We start from the raw sequence: 22,351 nt of genomic DNA, 5'->3' as shown, positions 1-22,351 counted from the left end.
GATGAGAGAGGTGAGCATGTCCAGCCGACTCGCATGGGAGGCCTTCCAGCACGGCGATGAGCCTCCTGACCTGCGCGAAGAGATCCTGACCTCGTGGCGGCGCTCGCGACTCAGCGGCGTCAGCCCGCTGGCGCAGGACTTCGAGCGCATCGAGATCGACATCGAGAGCCGCTTCGCCCGGGTCGCCATCCCCCTCATGACCGAGATGGCCGAGCTGCTGGCGGACTCCGAGACCTGCCTGGCCATGGCGAATGGGGCCGCCCACGTCCTGTGGCGCTGGGCTCCCGATTCGCGCCTGCGCCACCAGCTCGACCTGGCCGGCCTGCTGGTCGGGCACTCGTTCAACGAGGAGCTCATCGGGACCAACGCGGTCGGCACCTCGCTGGAGGTCGGCCGGACGGCCGCGGTCCGGTCCGAGGAGCACTACCGGGAGGCGTTCCACCGGTTCAACTGCGTGGCGACCCCGGTCGTCGACCCGATAACGCACCGGATCCTGGGCACCATCAACCTGACCTGGTCGCCGAACTACCAGGAATCGGCCGTCGCGCCGCTGGTGCAGAAGATGGCACGCGAGGTCCAGACCGCGCTGAAGGATGCGGCCGGGGCGCGCGAGCGCCGGCTGCTCGATGCGTTCCTCGACGCTCGCGCGCGCAGCGCCCACCCGGTCGTCGCCCTGAACAGCGAGTTGATCATCGGCAACCATCTCGCCCCGGTCCCGAACTTCCGGCACGAGGTGCTCTGGGGTCGCGTTCTCGACACGGTCGACGGCCCTGACCTCACGATAGAGGTGGCGCCGGGGTGGAGCGCGACCGTCCGCGCCATCTTCGACGGCAAGAGCCTCCTCGGTGCGCTCCTGGTCTTCGACACTCCCCAGCACGAGACGCCGGTGCCCACCGTGAGCGCGGGGCCGCCGCACGGCGCCACGGCTTCGGCGCACGCCCGGGTCCGCGAGACCGTCGGTCGCGTGGTGCGCGACGGTGGTGCCGTCGTCCTGCGTGGCGAACCCGGGGTGGGCAAGAAGCACGTGGTCGTCGACGCCCTGGGAGCCGGGGCCGAGGTCCTCGACGCCTCCGACATCGCGGCCGACGGCCCGGAGGCCTGGCTGGGTATGCTTCGCCGGTCCCTGAACCGCACGACGCCCTTGGTCGTCACCCATCTGGACAGCCTGGACCAGCGCACCGCCCGGGCGGTCGCGAGCATCCTGTCCGCGGCGGCCGAACCCCCACGGCTCGGCGCGACCGTCACGGTGGGGCGCGGGGAGCAGCCCGCGTGGCTGCTCTCGATCGTGGACGCCCTCGGCGCCACCGTCATCGACCTGGGGCCGCTCCGGAACCGCCAGGACGAGATCCAGCCGCTCGCCGACACCTTCGCCGGCGATGTGCCGCTGGCGCCGGAGACCCGGGAGGTGCTCCAGCGCTACACCTGGCCCGGCAACGTCGCGGAGTTGCGCCAAGCCGTGCGCACCGCGGTCGTGAGCTCGGACGGCACCGTGGTGAATCCGGCCCACCTGCCCGACAGCGTGCGGCTGGAGACCTGGACCAATCGTCATCTCTCGCTCATCGAGCGAGCCGAGGCGGAGGTGATCACCAGGGTGCTCACCCGCGCCAACGGGAACAAGACCGTCGCCGCGCGCGAACTGGGCGTTTCCCGTCCCACGCTGTACGCCAAGATCCGGGCGTACCGAATTTCGGTGCCCACGACCCACGTGGAGGTCGGCTAGCTCGGATGTCCGCCACGTCGTTTCCGGCGGAGCTGATGTTCACGGGACGAAGTTGGGCCCCGGGACGAAGGGATGCGCGGCGATGAAGTCCTCGTCGACGCGCACCCCGAGCCCCGGGGCATCAAGCGCCCGGACAGTACCGGGCGAGCTCGTGTCGTGCGGCGTCGAGGTCAACCGCTCACGAAAGGCGTGCTCGGGGGTGACGTCCGACTCGTAGAAGCCGGGGTTGTCGATCGCGGACAGCACGTGGACGGTCGCGGCCTGGCTGAGCCCGGTCACGGAGCTGTGCGGGCTGACCCGCACTCCGGCCGCCGATGCCAGCGCGGCGATCCTCATGAACTCGGTGACGCCACCGGTCTTCGCGACGTCGGGCTGGACCTCCCCGAGGAAGCCAGACCGGAGAACCGGCGCGAACTCGTAACGTGTGTACAGGTTCTCGCCCGCGGCGAGCCGGATCCGGGTGAGACCGGCCGCCCGCCGGTAGCTGTCTACGGCCTGTGGCGCGAACGGCTCCTCGATCCACTCGACGCCTGTCTCCTCGAAGGACGGCAATGCCCGGACCAGCTCACCCGGCGAGTAGGCCGTATTGGCGTCAACCATGATCGTGAGCCGCTCGTCGGCCGCTCGCACGGCCGAGACGCGTGCCGCATCCAGGTCGGGCCGTTCACCCACGCGGAGCTTGACCGCGCGGTATCCCCGTGCCGTGGCGGCAGCGACCTCCTCGACCAGTCGCGGCACGGGTTGCCAGCCCAGCGCGACGCCCCCGGCATAAGCCGGGAGGTCGCGCCGTGTGCCTCCGAGCATGCGGTAGAGAGGCCAGCGGGCCGCTTTGCCCCTGATGTCCCACAACGCCATGTCGAGGCCGCTCATCGCCAGCACCGTCGCCGCGCCGAGACCGTGGCTGCGCAGCTGGCCGTCGTACACCCGTCGCCAGATGCCGACGACGTCCAGCGCCGAGGCGGGAAGCACGAGGTCCGGAAGAACGGAATCGACGATCCTCGCGACCACACCCGCCGCCCGTCCGTGATGCGCTTCGCCGTACCCCACGAGGCCGCCGGCCGTTGTGACCTTCACGATCACGGCGTCGCGCTTGACGGCCCGCCCCAACGCCAGCCTCGGGCCGTCCACCAGTGGCAGGGAGATCGGGAAGGCCTCGATGGTCCGGATGTCGAGGTCAGGATCGGGGCCGCTCAAACTCGCCTCCTGGCTGCCGGATTCGTGCAGTCGGTGTCAATGGTCGACGATCAGCTGCTGAGCACGAAGCCGTCGTAGCCGTTCTCGGTGACCTCGTCCAGGATTCCCCGGTACGTCGACAGGCCACCCATGTAGAAGCGGGCGGTGGTGGGTTTGCCCTTGACGTTGTGGCCGAAAATCCACGACTCGACCTTGGGGAAGAGCGTCTGGTTCGCGATGTCCTCGCACTGCCGCATCCACCGGTCCTCGGCCGCGCCGGTCGGCTCGATCAGCGTGTGCTCACTGCGCTCCAGGAAGCCGACGGTCCGCCCGATCCAGTCGACCTGCGAGGAGATCATGGGCGGGTTGTTGCAGAAGCTGCTGTTGGGCCCGAAGATCGTGAACAGGTTGGGAAACCCGGCCACGGTCATTCCCAGGTACCCCCTCGGCGCCTCCGACCAGTGGTCGGCCAGTTTCACGCCACCACGGCCGCGGATGTCGATGGAGCGGTAGCTGCCTTCGACGGCGTCGAAACCGGTGGCGAAGATCAGCACGTCCAGGCCGATCTCGGCACCGTCGGAAAGAACCACTCCTCGCGGCGTCACCTTCACGATCGGCGTCTCCCGGACGTCGACCAGCGAGACGTTGTCGCGGTTGAAGGTCGCGTAGTAGCCGGAGTCACAGACGGGGCGCCGCGCGTAGTAGTCGGTGGGGGTGAGCTTCCGGGCTGTTTCGGGGTCGTCGACGATCTCGGCGATCTTGGTGCGGATGAAGGCCGCGGCCTCCTCGTTCGCCTCCGGGTTGGTGCCGATGTCGCTGAAGGTCCCGAACATGAAGTAGAAGCCGCCACCCTTCTGCCAGGCTTCCTCGAAGATCGCGCGGCGCTGCTCAGGAGACACGCTCATCGCCGGGATCTCCGACTCCACGAAGCCGAACCCCAGCCCCGAGTTGTAAACCGAGTTCCAGATCTCCTTGTAGTTGCTCCGGATGTCGGCGATCTCCTGCGGCTCCAGCGGCCGGTTCCGCAGTGGCACGCAGTACTGCGGTGTGCGCTGGAAGACGGTGAGCTCCCCCACCTCACTCGCGATGGCGGTGATCAGCTGGACACCGGTGGAGCCGGTGCCGACCACTCCGACGCGTTTGCCGGTGAAGTCGTGGGTCTCGGGCCACTTGCTGGTATGGATGACCTGTCCGTCGAAGGTGTCGATCCCGTCGATCTCGGGGACGTTCGCGGCCGACAGCGGTCCCAGCCCCGTCACCAGGTAGCGCGAGGTGACGGTCTGCCCCGTGCTCGTCGAGATCACCCACTGGTTCGCGGTCTCGTCGAAGCGGGCGGCGTTGACCGTCGTGTCCAGCTGGATGTCGCGCGCGAGGTCCTTCCTCTCGACGACGCTCTCCAGATAGCGCAGTACCTGGGGCTGGGTGGCATACCGGGTGGACAGATCCTGCTGCTGCAGCAGGTCGTCGTCGAAGGAGTAGGCGTAGACGTAGGTCTCGCTGTCCGAAAGCGCTCCCGGGTAACGGTTCCAGTGCCATGTGCCGCCGACGCTCGTGCCCTTCTCGAAGAGCCGGACCGAGAGCCCCAAGTGGTCGCGGAGCTTGTGGAGCGCGTACAGGCCGCTGAATCCGGCGCCCACCACGACTGCGTCGTACGAAGTACCCGACTGTGTCATCTTCATTCCGTTCTCGTTGCTGGTGCGGGTGCGTCCGCGTCGCAACGGACGCTACGAGCGGGCCGTCGCCGTGACGTGTTCCATTTCTTGACGGTGGGCCGGCACGGACCCGGTCACGCGTACCGGCGGACATCGCACTGACGCCACACGGCATCGTGCGACAGGTGCTCGCGGAACCGCGGTACGGCCCACAGAACGAAGCCGCGCTGGTCCCGCGGACACTCCATTGTGGAGAGGGGCCGGCATGGCCCGTCCGAAATGGGCGCCTCAGCTGGCCGACGCCGAAGAAATGCTCGGGAAGCTGCGCCGAGCCGAACCAGGCACACTCTGCTGACGCGGTTCATCCGCGACGGAGAGGGTACGCCAGAGCCCGTCCGATTCCTTCCCGAACGGAGCGTCGAGATGACCGCCACTGACAAGACCGACCTGATCTCCGTCATCACCACCGACCACCGCGAGGTCGAGCAGATCTTCCAGGAGCTGGAAACCGGCGAGGGCACCCCTGACCACCGCCGGCGGCTCGCCGACCACGTCATCACCGAACTGGTGCGACACTCCGTGGCCGAGGAACAGCTCATGTACCCCGCGGCCCGCCGCTACCTCGACAACGGCGACGAGCTCGCCGACCACGAACTCGAGGAACACGCGGAAGCAGAACAGGTGATGAAGCAGCTAGAGAACGTTCCCGCCGACGACCCCCGCTTCGACCAGCTGCTCGGCGATCTGATGAAGGACATCCGCCACCACATCAAGGACGAAGAAGAAGACCTCCTGCCCAAACTGCAGCAGGCCTGCAGCGCCGAGGAACTGCGCGAACTCGGCGAGAAGGTGGTCAAGGCCAAGAAGATCGCCCCCACCCGACCGCACCCTGCCGCACCCGACAAGCCCCCGGCCAACCTGATCCTCGACCCCGGCGCCGGGCTCATCGACCGCCTGCGCGACGCGCTGCGCAACCGTAACGGCTGAACCCCGTGCCGGCGCGCGAGCGGTGTGGAGCACGGTCAACGGCGCGCTGGTCCTGGTCGCCGTGACGCTGCCCGAGTACTACCGCAGCGTCGACCGGTTCGAGCTGCACAGCCGGGCGCGTCACCGTGAGCTCAACCGGGCCGCTGTTCGCGCTCGCCCCTGCCGGCCTTCCCCCGTCCACCACCGGGCAGGGCAAACCCCGGGGACGCCGTACGCCGCGTCGGGCCACACGGCGCCGGAAACCGCGTGGCCTCCGGTTCGTCCGACCGCGCGCGGTGTTGGTCGCCCTGCTCGCGACTCACGCCGGACGTGTGCCAGTCCCCTTCGCGTGCTCAGGCTGGTGCCGGCGGTCTCCACCGCTTCCATTCCGGTCATCCGGTGCCGCAATGCCGACCGGGTTGCTCGTCCTGCCCTGAGCGCGCGGCGACGTTTACCCGCCGCAGGCTCGGGTAGGCCGCCTGGACCGCTCGTCGCCGGGTGATGCGATCGTGCACATCACCACCACCAACATCTGCGGATCCGATCTGCACATGTACGAAGGCCGCACTTCGGTGGAGGAAGGCAAGATCCTCGGCCACGAGAACATGGGCGTCGTGGCGGAGGCGGGCAGCGCCGTCGGCCGCATCGAGGCCGGTGGCCGCGTCTCGGTGCCGTTCAACATCGCCTGCGGGTCCTGCCGCAACTGCGAGGCTGGCTGGGCGTCGTTCTGCCTGCGCACCAACCCCACCGAAGGCATGGACGGCGCGGCCTACGGCTACGCCAACATGGGCCCTTACGACGGCGGGCAGGCCGAATACCTCCGCGTGCCCCACGCGGACTTCAACCTGCTCCGGCTGCCGCCTGGCAACGACCACGAGAACGACTTCACCATGCTCTCCGACATCTTCCCCACCGGCTGGCACGGCGCCGAACTCGCCGGGTTGCGTCCCGGCGAGTCGGTGGTGGTGTTCGGCGCGGGGCCCGTCGGGCTGATGGCCGCGCACAGCGCGATCATCCGGGGCGCCGCCAAGGTTTTCGTGGTGGATAAGGAACCCGGACGGCTCGCGCTCGCCGAGAAGATCGGCGCGCAGCCGGTCGACTTCTCCCAGGCCGACCCGGCCCAGCAGATCCTCGACGCGACCGGCGGGAAGGGCGCCGACTGCGGCGTCGAAGCCGTGGGCTACCAGGCACACGACCCCTCAGGACAGGAGCATCCGGAACTCGTGCTGGACAAGCTCGTCGAGTCGGTGCGGTCGACGGGCGGGATCGGCGTCGTCGGCGTGTACCTGCCCCAAGACCCCGGGGCCGCGACCGAACAGGCCCAGCAGGGCCCGGATTCCCTTCCAGTACGGCACTTTGTTCAGCAAGGGTCAGCACATGGGCACCGGGCAGTACCCGGTCAAGCGCTACAACCGGCAGCTGCGCGACCTGATCGTCGCGGGCCGCGCGAACCCGTCGTTCCTCGTCTCCCACGAACTCCGCCTCGACGACGCCGCCGAAGGCTACGACAAGTTCGACCACCGCGAGAACGGCTGGACCAAGGTCCTGCTGCGGCCGTAACCGAGCAAGCTGGAAACCGTGCCCGCGCACGCCGGGGACCTCCACCGCACCGGCTGCGGCGCGATCGGCATCGCAGCCGGTAATGGTGTTGCCCGGGTTAGTGATCCTCTCTAATCTCCGCGGCATGAGCGACCTGTTCGACGCGGCGGCGATGTACGACGAAGACTACTTGCATTTCTTCGCTGCTCCCGATGGCGGAACCGGATTCCCCGGGCGAGGACCGGCCCTTCCCGCCACTGGGTTGTCGGGCGAGACGGTCGCGGAGTTGGCGTGGCGGTTGCTGGATCTGCGACCGAACCTGAGCGTGCTGGACCTCGCCTGCGGGCACGGGGATCTGGCCAATCGTCTCGCCGCGCGCGGCTGCCGGGTCACCGGTCTCGACTCCTCGGCCGTTTTCCTGGAGCGGGCCCGCGCCGACGCGGCTGCCATCGGCGTCAGCGTCGAGTACGTGGCCGGCGACATGCGCCGGATTCCGTGGACGGCACGGTTCGACCGGGTGATCAACTGGTCCACGGCGTTCGGCTATTTCGACGACACCACCAACCGCGTCGTCCTGCGGGCCATCGTCGGCGCCCTGCGGCCGGGCGGCCGGCTGGTGATGGACTTGGACAACCTCACGTCGTTTCTCGCTGCGTACACGCCCTCGCGGGTCGTGGCAGCGCGAGACGACGGTGACATGCTCGTCGACCGCTACCGCCTCGACGCGTTGACCGGGCGGTTCGAGGCTGAGCGAACGGTCCTTCGCGATGGGCGATCCCGCCGGACGTCCTTCGTCAAGCGGTTGTTCGGGTTCCCCGAGCTCCGCGACTGGCTGCTCGCAGCGGGGTTCGCCGCGGTGACCGGACACGGCGAGGACGGACGACCGCTGACGGCCGATCACAGGCGGATGATCGTTGTGGCCAGCCTGCCCTAACGGGCACCCTGCGGCGGCGGGTCGAAGACCTGTTCCAGTCTCCTCAACGAAGCCGGTGTCGCGCCGCGTCTTACGGGATGTCCTCGCCAGCTTTCTCAGGAACGGAGCAGCATGTCTGTGCATGTGTACGCGGCGGCCCGGCGGCGGGCCCGACGCTGGGGCGGGGCGGCGCTGACGCTGGTCGCCGCGGGGGCGCTGATGGCTCCTTCGCCGCCCGCCGGCGCGGCCTCGGTCCCGTCCAGGGTCGTGCTGCCCAGCCCCGATCCGACGAACCTGTCCGGCACCAGCAAACCGCTCGACCCGGCCCAGGTGCTCAACCTGCGGGTGTACCTGGCCGACCGGCCGGGTGTCGCGGCCGCCGCGACGGGCGTGTCCGATCCGGATTCGCCGCAGTACGGCCATTTCCTGACCCCGGCGCAGTTCCAGCGGACGTTCGGCCCGACGGCCGACCAGGTCGCCGCGGTGCGCGACTGGCTGACCGGCCAGGGCATCACGATCACCGCGACCACCGACCACTACCTCGGCATCACCACCACGGCCGCCACCTTCGACACGGCCTTCGCCACCCGGGTCGACGAGTACGACAGCCCGGCCCCCATCGGCAGCTCCACCTTCCGGCAGGTCGGCGTGACCGGTGATCTCACGGTCCCGGCCGAACTGGGGCCGGACATCCTCAGCATCACCGGCTTCGACGAAACGGCGCTGCCCAGGACAACCGGCTCGCCCAACGACTCCCCCACCGTCCCGGCGGCCCGCACCACCCGGACCGCGAGCGCGACGGACATCCCCTGCTCGCACTACTGGGCCGAGCACACCACGCCGATTCCCGAGGCCTTCGGCCAGACCACCGCACCCACCCCGATCTGCGGGTACACCCCGCAGCAGATGCGGCATGCCTACGGGCTGGACACCAGCCCGCAGAGCGGCAAGGGCGCCACGGTCGCCGTCGTCCTGGACGACCGCAATCCCGACATGCCCGCGGACGCCGACCGGTTCTTTGCCGACCACGACCTGCCCGGTTTCGCGCCAGGGCAGTACGTCGAGGACGACGTCAGCCCCCCGTCGTCATCCCACTGCACCAGCGATTCGGCCGCCGCCGCGTCCCACTCGAACGCGCCTGGCGGCCTGGCCGGGCAATGGATCGAGTCGGCCATCGACATCGAGGCGGTGCACCTGGCGGCGCCGGACGCGAAACTGGTCTACGTCGGCATGGACTGCACGACCTTTTCCGGGGCCGGGTCTGACTATTTTCGCCACGGCCTCGACGCGGTGACCAAGGTCGTGGACGAGCGGCTCGCGGACGTCGCCACCGGCTCGTGGGCACGGGGTGAGCAGACCTACGGGCCCGCCGACCTGCTGCCCTGGGACGAAATCCTGGAACAGGGCGCCCTGGAGGGTATCGGGTTCGACTTCTCCGCGGGCGACAGCGGTAACACGCTCTCCGGAAAACCGGTCTACGTGGCCTTCCCGGCCGACGACCCCTGGTCCACCGACGTCGGCGGGACCAGCCTGGCCCTCGGCGCGGACGGCTCGGTGATCGGGGATTACCCGTGGGGGCGGCACGTCACCCAGCCGAACGCCGACGGAACCGGGTACCAGCCTGCTCCGCCGGGCGATTTCGATGGCGGCACCGGTGGCGGGGTCAGCCCCTACTACCCGCAGCCGGACTACCAGAAACCGGTCGTGCCGACCGAGCTGAGCACGCTGGACGGCAGCCAGCGGCCCGGCCGCGCCGGACCGGACATTGCGCTGGACGCCGGTATTCCCACGCTCATCGGCTACACCGGGGCGCTCGTCGAGGGGCAGTACGACGAGGCGGCCCAGGGCAGCGGCACGAGCCTTTCGTCTCCGCTGCTGGCCGGGATGGAGGCCGACGTGATCCAGGCGGTCGGGCACCCGCTGGGTTTCGTCAACCCGCTGCTGTACCGCGCGCGGGCCACCGGGGCGTACCGCGACATCCTGCCGGTTGATCCGGCCCACCCGCCGATCGAGTACGGCTTCGAGTCACCGGCCCAGACCGACCCGATGCTGTTCACCGAAGGGGAGGACGGCGTGCTGCAGGCGACGGCCGGCTACGACGACGCCACCGGCCTGGGTGCGCCGAGCACGACGTTCATCGCCGACCTCAGCGCTGTCTGCCCCGCGCGGCGGAGGTAAGGCCGAGCCGCCCCGCCTGCCACGGCGCAACCTGTGGACGATGAGGGTCGGTGGCACAACTAGGGTTTGGGACGTGCCGTCGCCGTCGTGACCGGTGCTTCGAAGGCCACCCTCTACCGGCATTGGTCGAGCAAGCAGGAATTGTTCGTCGCCGCGGTCCGGCGGAACGTTTCCCGGGAATGGAGCGTGCCGGCGCACGGCTCCTTGCGCGAGGACGTCCTGTCCGGTCTGCGGCTCGCCGCCTCGGCGATCGACGCGAACGGCATGCTTTTGCAGTCACTCGCCGAGGCGGCCCGGCACGACCCGTTGCTGCTCGCGGAGAGCCGACGGCACATCCCCGCGCGCCACGAGCAGATGTGGACGGAGATCGTCCGGCGGTGGCGCGACGATCCGCGGCTACGGGGAACCACCGACCTCACCTGGCTCACGGAGCTCTGCGAGTCCCTGCTCATCGGCAGAGAAACCGAGTAGTTTCGCCACAAGGAAAGGGGCCGCACCATGGCCGACGGCCCCGCCGACGTCTTTCCGTCGCGCACTCGACATCCTGCTCAGCAAGGACATGACGGCCTTCCTCGACGTGTCCGCCGAGAATGCCGTGATGGAGCACCCGTTCGCCCCCGACGGCTGGCCGAAGCGCCTCGAAGGCCGCGACGAAATCTGGAGCCACATCCACAACTACCCCGACTTCCACGAGGTGCGCGACCTGGCGATCCTGGAGACCACGGACCGGAAGGTGATCATCGCCGAGTTCGTGGTGGACGGCGCCGTCACACCCACCCAGCAGCCCTACGAGGTGCGCTACGCCGACGTCGTCCGGATCCGCGACGGCAAGGGCATCACCTGGCGGGACTACTGGGATCCCACCCTCACCGCGAGCCTGGTCCCGACCGGCCTCGGTTGAGCGGGACAACCTGACGCCGGGAGCCGGAAATGGCTCAATCCGGCACCGGGGAACAAAGCCGCCCGGCCTCGCATTCGGCCGGTTCGTACTCGTATCGCACCAGCGCCCGGGCCCCCGCGGCGACCATGCCGATTCCGGCGACGCACGCCAGCCCGCCGGTCCACACCGCGCGCCGGATGCCGAGAAAACCGCCGAACACGCCCGCCCGCAAGTCGCCCAGCTGCGGGCCCGCGGAGCCGACCAGCAGTTCGATGCCCGCCAGGCGACCGCGCAAGCGGTCCGGGACGAGGTGGTTCCACAGCACACCGCGGAAGAGGTCGGCGACGAAGTGGGCCGCACCACCGAGCGCGAGCGCGCCGAGTGTCAGCGGCCACCACGGGCTGAGCCCGGCACCGGCCACCGCCACCCCCCAGGCGGCGGAGGCGAGCAGCGTCGCCACGCCGTGCCGCCGGATCCGCGCCGCCCATCCGCTGGTGGCGGCCGCGAGCACACCACCGGCGGCGGTCGCGGAGAACATCAGGCCCAGCGTCCACGGCGCGCCGAGATCCGCGCCGAGATCCGCGGCGAGGAACGCGAACAGCGCGAACGGCAGGGCCAGCGCGGTGGCCACCAGATCCACCAAGTAACTGCCCACCAGCACGGGCCGGGCCAGCGCGTACCGGACTCCCGCGGCCAGCGGGCTCAGCGACGGCGCCGACGAGTGACCGGTGACCGGCTGCGGCCGCACCCGGAGCATCAGCAGCACCGAACACGCGAACGTGACGACGTCGACGAGGTACGCGGTCGGCAGACCGAGCAGGGAGATCAGCACGCCGGCGACAGCGGAGCCGCCGATCGCGGAGATGTTGGCGCGCAGTGAGTTCAGCGCCATCGCCTCGGCCATCAGGTCGGCGGGCACCAGCCGCGGCACCATCGCGGTCAGCGCCGGTCCCTGGAGCCCCTGCACCACGGCCGCTGCGCTGACGGCCGCGTACAACGGCCAGAGCAGGGGCCGGTCCAGCAACGCGTTCACCAGCAACCCGGCCGAGAGCACCCCGAGGACCAGCTCGGTGACCACCGCCATCAGCCGCCGGTCGAGGGCGTCGGCGAGCACCCCGCCGTACAGCCCGAAGACGACCATCGGCACGAGCTCGACCGTGCCCAGCAGGCCGACCGCGAGCGGAGAGCCGGTGATCTCCTTGATCTGCACCGGGATGGCGAGCAACGTGAGCACGGTCCCGAACGAGGTGACGAACCCGGAGCACCACAGCAACCGGAAATCCCGGGAACTCCGCAGCGGTGCCGTACCGGGCAGGAGTCCTCGCAGCATGCAGTACCTCCGGATCGGCCTTCGTGGCTCGGGGAGCCGCGACCGTAGCACCGGCTGCTGGAAGCCGCCCAGTCCTTTTCCGGCCCGCACCGGAGGAGCGTTCAGAACGCTGCCGGTGCGGGCGTGTCCGTAGGACGCCAGGCCGCGCGTCGGTCCGATGAGGACCCTGCTTGCTGCTCGCCGGCCTCGCGGCGAGCCACCGCTACTACGGCGCGCTGGGGGCCGGGCCGGGCGTTACGGGCGCCGCTGACTGCCGGTCTGCTCACTGGTCCAGCTGGCGAGGAAGCCCAGGGATTCGGCAGCCGGTGTGCCGCGGGCCGCGCTGAACGGTCGTGTGCCGCCCAGCGGATCCGAAATGGGCGACTGGACCTCCGGTGCCGCCGCACCGCGTGCGCACCGTGCTCGACACCCTCGCCGAGTACGACCTGGCCTACGACGAGGCCGCGGACAACACGACCCTGCACCTGGCCGAGCGGTACACCGCCGCCAGCTTCCCGTGCGGCAGCGCCATCGTCCTGGCGCACGCGCTGATCGAGAAAGCCCCCGCGGTCGGGTTCACCGTCTACGAGGAACCTGCCTACGAGTGGATCGGCACGAGCTGCACCTACGTCGCCGACCTCGGGCTGTTCACCGTGGGCTGCGACGCCGACGGCGATCCGCTGTTCACCCAGAACCAGGTGCTGGAGCTGGACGGCAAGCCCGACGACGTCCGCCTGAAGGAACTCGGCGTATCGTGGCTGACCGCGATCGCCGACATGCCGGCCGGGCCCGTCGTCGAACCGGACCGGTTCGCCACGCACTGGAATCGCCGCCACGGCGAGGCCGTGGTCGTCGAGGGCCAGCCGCGCGGTGGCGACCTCGTTGTCCCTGCGGCTGCCACCGCCGCCGAGGTCGACGCGGCGCTGGCCGAACGGGGATTCCGCCGCGCTGACGACTGGACGCAGCTGGACGAGACCGCGCAGCTGTGGCGCACCGACGTCTATCGCCTCCCCGCGTCCTGATCCCCCCTGATCCGGGGCCGGGCGGCCCGACCGGGCTGCCGCCCGTGTCCGCCGCGCCGTCCGAGCAGGCCAGGGTCGCCAACCTGCGGCTGCCCGCTGTCGGCACGCCAGGCCCTGCAACAACTGCCCGCGCTGGGCCATCTGCTGGCGCGAGGACGTCATCGCCGCGATCCGCGCCTCGGAGAACTACACCGCCCACGCCCACCTCGCCGAGGAGGAGCTGGACCTGGTGGTGTTCCTCGGCGACTACATCTACGAAGGCGGTTCGCAGGGCGGCATCGGGCGCGGGCACCTCCCCCGCGCGAACTGCGGACACTGGCCGACTACCGGGTGCGTTTCGCCCAGTACAAGTCCGACACGAACCTCCAGGCGGCCCACGCGGCCCTCCCGTGGATCGCGGTGTTCGACGACCACGAGGTGCAGAACAACTGGGCCGGCGACCACTCCGACACCGGCATACCGCGCGGCGAGTTCCGTGCACGCCGGGCGGCGGCCTTCCAGGCGTACTACGAGCACCTGCCGTTGCGCCGCGCCCAGCGCCCCACCGGGCCGGACATCCGGATCCACCGGAGGCTGGTGCTCGGGGACCTCGTGGACTTCCACGTCCTGGACACCCGCCAGTACCGCAGCCCGGCACACACGATGCTCGGTGCCCCGCAGAAGGACTGGCTGTTCCACAACGCCCACGGCAACTTCGTCGCCGACGTGCACGCCGACTTCGACGATCCCACCTCGCCCGTGGTGGCCACCGAGTTCGTCGGCACCTCCATCAGCTCCGAAGGCGACGGGATCGACCACCCGCCGGGCGCCGCCGCACTACTGCGGGCCAACCCGCACCGGAAGTTCGACCGCGTGTCCCGGCCGCAGGCTTCGGTCTGCGTCGTCGCGAGTTTTGAACTGGAAGCCGGATGCCGGGGTGCCCAGCCACGATGAGTCGCGTCAAACCCGTGCGGTATATGGCGTTATACACTTCATCAGGTCTTCGCGCAGAGCCGGGCAGACGGCGATCGTCGCGCTCGACTCCACCGTGTGCTCGGTGCCGTCGCCGTCCAGGACGAACCCGCCCGCCTCGCGGACCAGCAGCACGCCGGCCAGCGTGTCCCACGGCAGGTTCGCCAGGATCACCGCGGCCTCCAGCCGCCCCGAAGCCACCCACGCCAGGTCGACCGCCGCCGTGCCCAGCATCCGGATCCGCTGGGCACGGCGGCCGAGGTGCTCCAGCAGCCGCAGGCGCGCCTGGTTCTTGACCTCCGCCCCTTCCCCGACCGCGAAGTCCCCGACGGCGATCATCGCGTCGGACAGCTGGGCCGCTGTGGACGCGGAGATCCGCTCCTCCCCCGCGTACGCGCCGGAGCCCTCCACAGCGGAGTACGTCTCGCCCAGGTACGGCAGGTCGATCGCGGCGAGCACCGCACGCCGTCCGTCGACGAGCCCCAGCGAGACGCCGCACAACGGGATGCCTCGGGCGAAGTTCGCGGTGCCGTCCACCGGGTCCAGCACCCACCACGCCCCGTCCGCCGCGCCGGACCGCCCGTGCTCCTCCCCCAGGACTCCCAGGTGCGGCGTCTCGCGGGACAGGAACTCGCGCACCGCGTCCTCCACCGCGAGGTCCACATCGGTCACCGGATCCCGGTCGCCCTTGCTGCGCACCGAAACCGGAGCCCGCGCGAGCACGATCCGCCGCGCGACCGCCACCGCCTCCCGCGCCACCGGCAGCAGCCCGGCGACGTCAGCCATGCCGCTCCCCCACCGCGAACCGGTCCAGCTGCGGCAGGTCGTGCCCGAGCCGGTCGCGTTTGGCCTTCAGGTACGCGATGTTGTTCTCGCTCGGCGGCATCAGCAGCGGAACCCGTTCGGTCACCCGGATCCCGTGCTCCTCCAGCGAGGCGATCTTGTCCGGGTTGTTCGACATCAGCCGCACCGACCGCACGCCCAGGTACGCGAGCACGACCGCGGCGGGCGTGTAGTCCCGCACGTCCACCGGCAGGCCGAGGCTCGTCGCGGAGTCCACCGTGTCCAGTCCCTGCTCGTCCTGCAGCACGTGCGTGCGGACCTTCGCCACCAGCCCGATCCCGCGGCCCTCCTGCCCGCGCAGGTACACCAGTATCCCGCTGCCCTCGCGGACGATCGCGTCGAGCGCGGCCCCGAGCTGCTCGCCGCACTCGCACCGCAGCGCGCCGAAGATGTCCCCGGTGAGGCATTCCGAGTGGACACGCACGAGCACGTCCTCACGGGACCGCACGCGGCCGTGCACGAGCGCCATGTGCTCGTGGCCGCCGTGGCGGAAGGCGACCGCGGAGAACCGGCCGCGCCGCGTCACCAGTTCGGACTCCGCGACGTCCTCGCGGGCGATGATCGGGTCGGGCATTGCTTCCCCCTGTTCCCTGTGTCCGGGCAGCTTTTCCCGGTATACACGACTGATGGACCTGTTGCCGTTCACGACGAGCGCGGAGTTCCGCGACCGGGCGAGCGGGGTGGCCGTGCTGCCGGTGGGGAGTTTCGAACAGCACGGCGACTTCCTGCCGTTGGCCACGGACACGCTGATCGCGTGCGCGCTGGCCTCGGAAATCGCCGCGGCACACCCCGTGCGGTTGTTGCCGCCCCTCACGATCTCCTGCTCGCACGAGCACGCGGCCTGGCCGGGGACCGTGAGCATCTCGGCGAAAACGCTGTACGCGGTGGTCACCGACATCGCCGATTCCTTGCGCGACAGCGGGGTTCCGCACCTGGTGCTGGTCAACGGGCACGGCGGCAACTACGTGCTCGCGAACGTGGTGCAGGAAAGCCGCGGCAGGCTCGGCCTGTTCCCCGGGCTGCCGGAGTGGGAGGCGGCGCGGGCCGCGGCCGGGCTGAGCACCACCGCGGACACCGACATGCACGCCGGGGAGCTGGAGACGTCGATCCTGCTGCACGCCTTCCCCGAGGCCGTCCGCCCCGGCTTCGAGACGGCCGACTCACCGGCCCCCGACCGCCGCCACCTGCTGACGCTCGGCGTCGCGGCGTACACGCGGTCCGGGGTGATCGGCTACCCGTCCCTGGCGTCCGCGGAGAAGGGCCGGGACGCGCTCGCGGCGCTCGCCGACGCCTTCGGCGACCACCTGGCGCTGTTCGCCTGACCTGCGGGTGAACAACACGACCACGCCCGGCAACGCGGCGACGAGGGTGAGCACGCCGTAGACCACGGCGGTCGTCACCCCCGCCGCCGCGCCGACACCGGCCGCGCCGAAGGCGACCGCGGAAAACGCTTCCCGCGGTCCGTACCCGCCGATGTTCACCGGAACAGCCATCACCAGGAGCGCCAGCACGACCAGCGGCACGAGCTGGGCGACGGGTGCGGTCACCCCCGCCGCCCGCGCGGCGACGAGGTACATCGTGACGTGGCCGGCGAGCGTCACCGCCGACAGCGACGCCACTCCGGGTCCGCGCAACGCCGCCCGCGCGTCGGTCAGCGTGTCGGCCACGGCCTTGCGGACGCGGGAGGTACCGCGCCCGAACCTCACCCAGCACACCAGTGCCGCGACCAGCACCGTGACCGCGGCCCCCGCGAACCCCAATGCCTGGACCGACACCAGCCCGCCCGGTACCGCCGGGAGCACCGCCAGGGCCGCGACGAGGAGCACCGCCTGCCCGGCGAACCGTTCCAGGAACACCGCCCGCACCCCGCGCCCGACCTGCCCGGTCGCCTGGCCGTGGCTCACGGCGCGGTGCACGTCGCCCAGCACCCCGGCAGGCAGCACCGCGTTGAGCAGCAGGGCGCGGTAGTAGTCCGACACGGCCGTGCCCAGGCCCAACGGCAGCCCGAGGCGACGCGAGACGAGGCACCACCGCGCCGCGCTGCACACCGTCGTCAGCACGCCCAGTCCGAGCGCGGTGAGGACGGCGGTGCCGTCGACGGCCCTGATCCCGTCGAGGAAGGCGGCCGTGCCCAGCCGCCAGGCCAGCACCCCGAGGATGCCGGCGGCCAGTATCAGCCGGAGCCAGGGCCAGAGTCTGGGGAACAAGGCGCACCACCGATCGCGAGCAGGTCGACGTGGCCGACCACGGCCTCGCTGCCGAGCCGGCGACTCAGGTATCCCGCGGCGTGCGGTCGCAGCTGGGGCTGCTGTTCGCACGCCGCTTCAACCCATCCACGGAGCCACTCGCGGAAAAGTTCACCGGGGCCGAGCCGCCACGGGCTGCGCCTGCTGTGCACGACCGCGCCGCGGCGCACGAACGCCTCGGTCGCGACCCGCACCGCGTCGGGCCCGAGCAGCGTCCTGCCGTCCACCGTCCGCCGCTGGTGGTCGTCGAAGGCGGCGGCGAAGCGCAGGTCCAGCGGCTCGGCGGGGCTCAGCTCGACCTCACCGGCCACCGACAACGTCAGCAACGCCGGGCAGCCCGCGCCCGTGCAGGCGTCCGCGAGCGCCTCCACCTCGTCGGCGGTGAGCAGGTCCAGCAGCGCCGACGCGGTGACGAGGGAGGCGCCCGCCAGGTCCGCCGCGCGGAGCCGGGTGAGGTCACCGGCGCGCGTTTCCACCGGCACCGGGACGCTCTTCGCCGCGTGCGCGAGCAGGACGGGATCGCGGTCGTGCAGCACCCACCGCTGCGCGCGCGGCAGCAGCGGGGCGAGCCAGCGTGCCATCGACCCCGTGCCGCAGCCGAGGTCGTGGATCACCAGCGGGCCCGGCGGCAGCACCGCCAGCAGGGGTTCGACGAGTTCGGCCGCTCGCGCCGCCGCGTCCGCCTTTTCCCGCAGTGCCAGCCAGTCCGGGCTGAAACCCGGCGTCACAGCCGGGCCAGCACCGCCGCCATGCGGCGCGAGGTCTCGGTCCACGGCGCCAGCATGCCACGGCGGACGCGGGCGGCGTCGCGAAGCGACTGGCGCTTCCCGGCGTCACCGAACCACGTTCGCAGGCCGTCCGCGAGCGCCCCGGCGTCACCGGGCGGTACCACGATTCCCGCTCCCGCCAGGGTTTCCGCGATACCCGCGACGTCGGTCGCGAGCACGGGCACACCCCGGGCGAGCGCTTCGGTCACGACCATGCCGTAGGTTTCCGCGCGCGAAGGCAGCACGACGAGATCTGCCGCGTCATAGGCATCCTCAAGCGCCTGCCCGGTCAGGGGCCCGGCGAGGATGCACTGTTCGCCGAGCCCGTGTGTCGCGATCAGCTCCCGCACCCGCGCCACGTACACCGGGTCGCGCCGGAACGGTCCGGCGAACACGCACCGCCAGCTGCCTTCGACGCTCGCCAGCGCCTCCACCAGCAGGTCCTGTCCCTTGCGAGGTGTCACCGACGCGACACACAGCAGGTGTGAGACGCCGTCGGTGCCCCGCGCGAGCGGCGCCGGGTCCACGCCCGGCTCGACGACGTGAACCTTTTCCGGCGACAGGCCGTGTTTCTCCGTGAGGTGCCGCGCCGTCCACTGACTCGTCACGACGACGGCCGCGACCGCGTGCAGCGTCTCGCGCTCGCGCCTGTCCAAATCCGCCGCGACGCCGGGCTCCAGCCCGGTCTCCTCGGCGAGCGGCAGGTGCACGAGCACCGCGATCCGGAGCCGTTGTGCTTGCGGTACCACGACTTCCGGCAGTCCACATGCGACGATGCCATCCAGCAGCACGACCCCGCCGTCGGGCACCGCGGCGAGGGCGGCGGCGAGGCCCGCGGTGGACGCGGGCCTCGGCCACGAACCGGGAAGCGCTGTCTCGTGCACGCCGGGCAGGCCCTCGCAGAGGCGCCGGTCGTACCGGTTGCCGCCGCTGGGCACCGTCGCGTCGTCGACGTCGCCGGGCAGCACGACGTGCACGGCGGTCACAGCGTCCGCTCGTAACTCGCCCAGGCCACGTGGGATTCGTGCAGCGTCACCGCGATCCCGGACAGCCCCCGGGCGCCCTCCCCCAGCGCCCCGGCGTGCACCCGCTCGGCCAGCCGGTCCGCGATCACCTTCGCCAGGAACTCGGTGGAGGTGTTGATCCCGCGGAAATCGGGTTCGTCGTCGAGGTTGCGGTAGTTGAGGTCGGCGAGCACCGCCTTCAGCTCGGTGGTGGCGAGTCCGATGTCGACGACGATGTTGTCCTGGTCCAGTTCGGCGCGGCGGAAGGTCGCGTCCACGACGAACGTGGCGCCGTGCAGGCGCTGCGCGGGGCCGAAGACCTCGCCGCGGAAGCTGTGGGCGACCATGACGTGGTCGCGGACGGTGATGGCGAACATTTCACGAACCGTAGCGAATCCGGTGGCACAGCGCGGGAAGCTCACCGTCGGCGAGCCGCGGCAGCACCGAGGGCAGCTCGTCGAAACCGCTTTCCCCGGTGATCAGCACGTCGAAGGCGGGCTCGGCGAGCAGGTCGAGCGCGAGCGCCAGCCGGTCGCCGAAGGTCCGCCGGGACCGGCGCGCCGGGGACACCGCCCCGACCTGGCTGGCCCGCACCGCCAGCCGCCGCGAGTGGAAGAACTCCCCCAGCGGCACGCTGACCCGCCGGTCGCCGTACCAGCTGAGCTCGATCACCTCCCCCTCCGGCGCGAGCAGCTCCAGCGACCGGACGAGCCCCGCCTCGGTGGCGCTGGCGTGCACCACGAGGTCGCAGTCCCCCGCGGCGTCCTCGGACCGGGCAAAGGGGATGCCGAAGGCTTTCGCGATCTCCGCCCGCGCCGGATCGGGGTCCACGAGCTGCAGCCGCACCCCGGGAAACCGCGCCAGTATCCCGGCCACGCTCGACCCGACCATGCCCGCGCCCACCACCGCGATGCGGTCGCCGACGAGCGGGGCGGCGTCCCACAACGCGTTCACCGCCGTCTCCACCGTGCCCGCGAGGATGGCGCGTTCCGGCGGCACGGTGTCGGGCACGACGGTGACCGAGGCGGCGGGGACGACGTAGTGCGTCTGGTGCGGGTACAGGCAGAACACCGTGCGCCCCAGCAGCTCCGGCTCACCCGCCTCGACCACGCCGACGTTGAGGTAGCCGTACTTCACCGGGCCGGGGAACTCGCCCTCCTGGAACGGCGCGCGCATCACCTCGTACTGGTTCTCCGGCACCCCGCCCCGCAGCACCAGCGACTCGGTCCCGCGGCTCACGCCCGTGTAGCGCGTGCGCACCAGCACCTCACCGGGGCCCGGCTCGCCCACCTGGGCGGTCCGAATCTCCCCGCGTCCCGGCGGGTTGAACCAGAACGCCCGTGCGCTTCGTGTCATGGAAGACCTCCCAGGAAGGGGCACGATGATCACTCGGGCTCAGTACAGCACGGCCGTCGCGGCATCCGAGCAGACCGCGGCGGCGGGAGCGCAGCTGCTGCTGCTCGCCGGGCTCGCCGCGGCCGTCGGGCTGGGCCCGGCGGGCTGGCTCACCGGTGCCGCGTTCGCGGCCGCAATGCTGGCGTTGCTCGCGTCCGCGCAGCGCCGCGCCCGCGTCACCGCGCTCGGGCCCGCCGATCTGGTCACCCTCGCCCGCGCGGTGCTCGTCGGCGGGGTGACGGCGCTGGTAGCCGACCGCCTCGGCGGCGCGCAGCCGGTGGCGGTGTTCACGACACTGGCGTCGGTCGCGTTGCTGCTCGACGCCGTGGACGGCCAGGTCGCCCGGCGCACCAACACGGTCTCCGCGCTCGGCGCGCGGTTCGACATGGAGGTCGACGCTTTCCTGATCCTCGTGCTGAGCGTGCAGGCCGCGTTCACGCACGGCGCGTGGGTGCTGGTGATCGGCGCGATGCGCTACGGCTTCGTCGCGGCCGCGTGGGTGCTGCCGTGGCTGCGGGCGGCCCTGCCGCCGAGCCGCGCCCGCAAGACCGTCGCGGCGCTGCAGGGGATCCTGCTCGTCGCCGTGTGCTCCGGCGTGCTGCCCACGCTCGCCGGGACTGCCGTGGCCGCGGCCGCGCTCGCGCTGCTGACCTGGTCGTTCGGGCGCGACGTGCACTGGCTGTGGCGGGCTCAGAGCCAGTCGCGGCGTTTGAACAGCACGTACAGCGCACCGGCGATCACCACGATCGCCGCCGTGGACACGATGAAGCCCCACCACTGGTCGTAGCCGGGGTAGGGCACGTTCTGCCCGTAGAAGCCGGTGATCGCGGTCGGCACGGCGATGATCGCGGCCCAGCCCGTCAGCTTCTTCATGATGATGTTGAGCCGGTTGCCCTGGATCGCCAGCTGCGTCTCGCGGATCGTGGTGACGAGGTCCCGCAGCGACTCGGTCCACTCCGACGCGCGGAGCACGTGGTCGTAGACGTCCTGGAAGTACGGGGTCATCGTCTCGTCCGCGAGCCCGACGTCCCGCCGCATCAGGGAGTTCACCACCTCCCGCATCGGCAGCACCACCCGCCGCAGCTTGACCAGGCTCTTGCGCAGGTGCAGCGACCGGCGCTGCATGTCCCGGTGGTCGACCTTGTCGGCGAAGACCGAGTCCTCCAGCCCCTCGATCTGGTCGTCGAGCGACTGCACGGCCTCGAAGTAGCCGTCGACGACGTAGTCGAGCAGGCCGTGCACGAGGAACCCGACCCCGCTCTTCGCGAGCTCCGCCGCCGAGTCCCAGCGGGCCACGACGGCCTCGATGTCGAAGTCCTCGGACTTGCGGACCGTCACGAGCGCGCGCTCGGTGATGAACGCGTCCACCTCGTCGGCCGCCAGCACCCCGTTCTCGAGCCGCACGCCCCACGCGGTGAGGAACGAGTGCGTGTCGTAACGGTCCAGTTTGGACCGCTGGTGCTCGGACACCGCGTCCTCCACGGCCAGGCGGTGCAGGCCCAGCTCCTCGCTCACCACCGCGAGGTCGGCCTCGCCGGGCGCGCACAGGTCCAGCCAGACGGTCACGCCCGTGTCCCGCAGGTACGTCGAGAGCTCCTCCGGCGGGAAGTCCTCGGCTTCGAGGACCCCGTTGCGGTACGCGCGCGTGCGGGTCATGGACGCCAGCGTAAGGCTGCCGGCACAACCTCGTGCTTCACGGCGCGGGGTGCTCGACGTACGGACCGGCGGGTGGCGCGGCGGGGCGACTGTCAGCGTGACCCGCGGCGGCGCGGCGAGCACCTCCGCAGGTGGCC

The 22,351-nt window shown here is 71.1% G+C and carries 20 protein-coding genes and 2 pseudogenes; 11 read left to right on the top strand and 11 right to left on the bottom strand.

Going from position 1 to position 22,351, the window contains the following annotated elements:
* Positions 1-16 precede the first annotated feature (16 nt).
* A complete protein-coding gene (locus BMZ92_RS02470) occupies positions 17-1,720 on the top strand; it encodes a sigma-54-dependent Fis family transcriptional regulator (RefSeq protein ID WP_091503995.1) in 1,704 nt (567 codons plus the stop codon).
* 39 nt (positions 1,721-1,759) lie between these two features.
* On the opposite strand, the gene BMZ92_RS02465 is transcribed toward BMZ92_RS02470, so the two are convergent.
* Together BMZ92_RS02465 and BMZ92_RS02460 are read right to left on the bottom strand one after the other, a co-directional pair.
* Positions 1,760-2,914, bottom strand: a complete 1,155-nt coding sequence (locus tag BMZ92_RS02465) for a mandelate racemase/muconate lactonizing enzyme family protein (RefSeq protein ID WP_218153375.1) — start codon at positions 2,912-2,914, stop codon at positions 1,760-1,762.
* A gap of 50 nt (positions 2,915-2,964) precedes the next feature.
* Positions 2,965-4,572: a flavin-containing monooxygenase gene (locus tag BMZ92_RS02460; RefSeq protein WP_091503993.1), complete on the bottom strand. Its 1,608-nt coding sequence runs from the start codon at positions 4,570-4,572 to the stop codon at positions 2,965-2,967.
* A gap of 396 nt (positions 4,573-4,968) precedes the next feature.
* Here BMZ92_RS02460 and BMZ92_RS02455 point away from each other — a divergent pair, with 396 nt between their 5' ends.
* The 6 genes and pseudogenes from BMZ92_RS02455 (at position 4,969) to BMZ92_RS02430 (ending at position 11,042) form a co-directional block, all read left to right on the top strand.
* The gene (locus BMZ92_RS02455; protein ID WP_091503992.1) at positions 4,969-5,532 is read left to right on the top strand and encodes a hemerythrin domain-containing protein; all 564 of its coding nucleotides are present in this window, start codon (positions 4,969-4,971) and stop codon (positions 5,530-5,532) included.
* Between the two features lie 458 nt (positions 5,533-5,990).
* Positions 5,991-7,071, top strand: a pseudogene (locus tag BMZ92_RS02450) (glutathione-independent formaldehyde dehydrogenase).
* 124 nt (positions 7,072-7,195) lie between these two features.
* The gene (locus tag BMZ92_RS02445) at positions 7,196-7,984 is read left to right on the top strand and encodes an SAM-dependent methyltransferase (protein ID WP_091504313.1); all 789 of its coding nucleotides are present in this window, start codon (positions 7,196-7,198) and stop codon (positions 7,982-7,984) included.
* Between the two features lie 111 nt (positions 7,985-8,095).
* Positions 8,096-10,141 (top strand): S53 family peptidase, encoded by a 2,046-nt coding sequence (locus BMZ92_RS02440; RefSeq protein WP_091503991.1) that lies wholly within the window; start codon positions 8,096-8,098, stop codon positions 10,139-10,141.
* A gap of 66 nt (positions 10,142-10,207) precedes the next feature.
* Positions 10,208-10,612, top strand: a complete 405-nt coding sequence (locus tag BMZ92_RS02435; protein WP_091503990.1) for a TetR family transcriptional regulator — start codon at positions 10,208-10,210, stop codon at positions 10,610-10,612.
* Positions 10,613-10,700: 88 nt separating this feature from the next.
* Entirely contained in the window at positions 10,701-11,042 is a 342-nt protein-coding gene (locus tag BMZ92_RS02430) for a nuclear transport factor 2 family protein (protein ID WP_091503989.1), read from the top strand.
* A 34-nt stretch (positions 11,043-11,076) separates the two neighbouring features.
* Here BMZ92_RS02430 and BMZ92_RS02425 read toward each other — a convergent pair whose 3' ends face one another.
* Positions 11,077-12,351, bottom strand: a complete 1,275-nt coding sequence (locus tag BMZ92_RS02425) for an MFS transporter (RefSeq protein WP_218153374.1) — start codon at positions 12,349-12,351, stop codon at positions 11,077-11,079.
* Positions 12,352-12,725: 374 nt separating this feature from the next.
* Here BMZ92_RS02425 and BMZ92_RS02420 point away from each other — a divergent pair, with 374 nt between their 5' ends.
* Positions 12,726-13,352, top strand: coding sequence for a hypothetical protein (locus BMZ92_RS02420; protein WP_091503988.1), 627 nt, complete (start codon positions 12,726-12,728; stop codon positions 13,350-13,352).
* A gap of 330 nt (positions 13,353-13,682) precedes the next feature.
* The gene (locus tag BMZ92_RS02415) at positions 13,683-14,285 is read left to right on the top strand and encodes an alkaline phosphatase D family protein (protein ID WP_245782845.1); all 603 of its coding nucleotides are present in this window, start codon (positions 13,683-13,685) and stop codon (positions 14,283-14,285) included.
* Positions 14,286-14,291: 6 nt separating this feature from the next.
* On the opposite strand, the gene BMZ92_RS02410 is transcribed toward BMZ92_RS02415, so the two are convergent.
* Positions 14,292-15,089 (bottom strand): inositol monophosphatase family protein, encoded by a 798-nt coding sequence (locus BMZ92_RS02410; RefSeq protein WP_091503987.1) that lies wholly within the window; start codon positions 15,087-15,089, stop codon positions 14,292-14,294.
* Positions 15,082-15,720, bottom strand: a complete 639-nt coding sequence (gene ribA, locus BMZ92_RS02405) for a GTP cyclohydrolase II (protein ID WP_091503986.1) — start codon at positions 15,718-15,720, stop codon at positions 15,082-15,084. Before ribA ends, BMZ92_RS02410 begins: the two co-directional genes overlap by 8 nt.
* Before the next feature lie 52 nt (positions 15,721-15,772).
* Here ribA and BMZ92_RS02400 point away from each other — a divergent pair, with 52 nt between their 5' ends.
* Positions 15,773-16,468: a creatininase family protein gene (locus BMZ92_RS02400; protein ID WP_091503985.1), complete on the top strand. Its 696-nt coding sequence runs from the start codon at positions 15,773-15,775 to the stop codon at positions 16,466-16,468.
* An 87-nt stretch (positions 16,469-16,555) separates the two neighbouring features.
* Here the strand turns inward: BMZ92_RS02400 and BMZ92_RS02395 are convergent.
* From BMZ92_RS02395 to BMZ92_RS02375, 5 genes and pseudogenes are all read right to left on the bottom strand, one after another.
* Positions 16,556-17,296 (bottom strand): annotated as a pseudogene (locus BMZ92_RS02395) (lysylphosphatidylglycerol synthase domain-containing protein); the annotation flags it as partial.
* Positions 17,297-17,319: 23 nt separating this feature from the next.
* The gene (locus BMZ92_RS02390) at positions 17,320-18,120 is read right to left on the bottom strand and encodes a methyltransferase domain-containing protein (RefSeq protein WP_218153373.1); all 801 of its coding nucleotides are present in this window, start codon (positions 18,118-18,120) and stop codon (positions 17,320-17,322) included.
* On the bottom strand, positions 18,117-19,145 hold the full coding sequence (locus BMZ92_RS02385; RefSeq protein ID WP_218153372.1) for a glycosyltransferase family 4 protein: 1,029 nt from the start codon (positions 19,143-19,145) through the stop codon (positions 18,117-18,119). The genes BMZ92_RS02390 and BMZ92_RS02385 overlap by 4 nt, the downstream gene beginning before the upstream one ends.
* Positions 19,142-19,540 carry a 6-pyruvoyl trahydropterin synthase family protein gene (locus BMZ92_RS02380; RefSeq protein ID WP_091503982.1) on the bottom strand — a complete coding sequence of 133 codons (399 nt, stop codon included), beginning with the start codon at positions 19,538-19,540 and terminating at the stop codon, positions 19,142-19,144. Before BMZ92_RS02380 ends, BMZ92_RS02385 begins: the two co-directional genes overlap by 4 nt.
* A 1-nt stretch (position 19,541) precedes the next feature.
* Positions 19,542-20,519, bottom strand: coding sequence for a zinc-dependent alcohol dehydrogenase (locus BMZ92_RS02375; RefSeq protein ID WP_091503981.1), 978 nt, complete (start codon positions 20,517-20,519; stop codon positions 19,542-19,544).
* Between the two features lie 25 nt (positions 20,520-20,544).
* On the opposite strand from BMZ92_RS02375, the gene BMZ92_RS02370 reads away from it, so the two are divergent.
* A complete protein-coding gene (locus BMZ92_RS02370; protein ID WP_091503980.1) occupies positions 20,545-21,345 on the top strand; it encodes a CDP-alcohol phosphatidyltransferase family protein in 801 nt (266 codons plus the stop codon).
* On the opposite strand, the gene BMZ92_RS02365 is transcribed toward BMZ92_RS02370, so the two are convergent.
* A complete protein-coding gene (locus BMZ92_RS02365) occupies positions 21,249-22,214 on the bottom strand; it encodes a magnesium transporter CorA family protein (protein WP_091503979.1) in 966 nt (321 codons plus the stop codon). The two genes, BMZ92_RS02370 and BMZ92_RS02365, sit on opposite strands and share 97 nt — an antisense overlap.
* Between the last annotated feature and the right edge of the window lie 137 nt (positions 22,215-22,351).

The organism is Amycolatopsis sacchari, from assembly GCF_900114035.1.
GTDB lineage: Bacteria > Actinomycetota > Actinomycetes > Mycobacteriales > Pseudonocardiaceae > Amycolatopsis_E > Amycolatopsis_E sacchari.
This window is presented reverse-complemented; position numbering and strand designations above follow the sequence as displayed.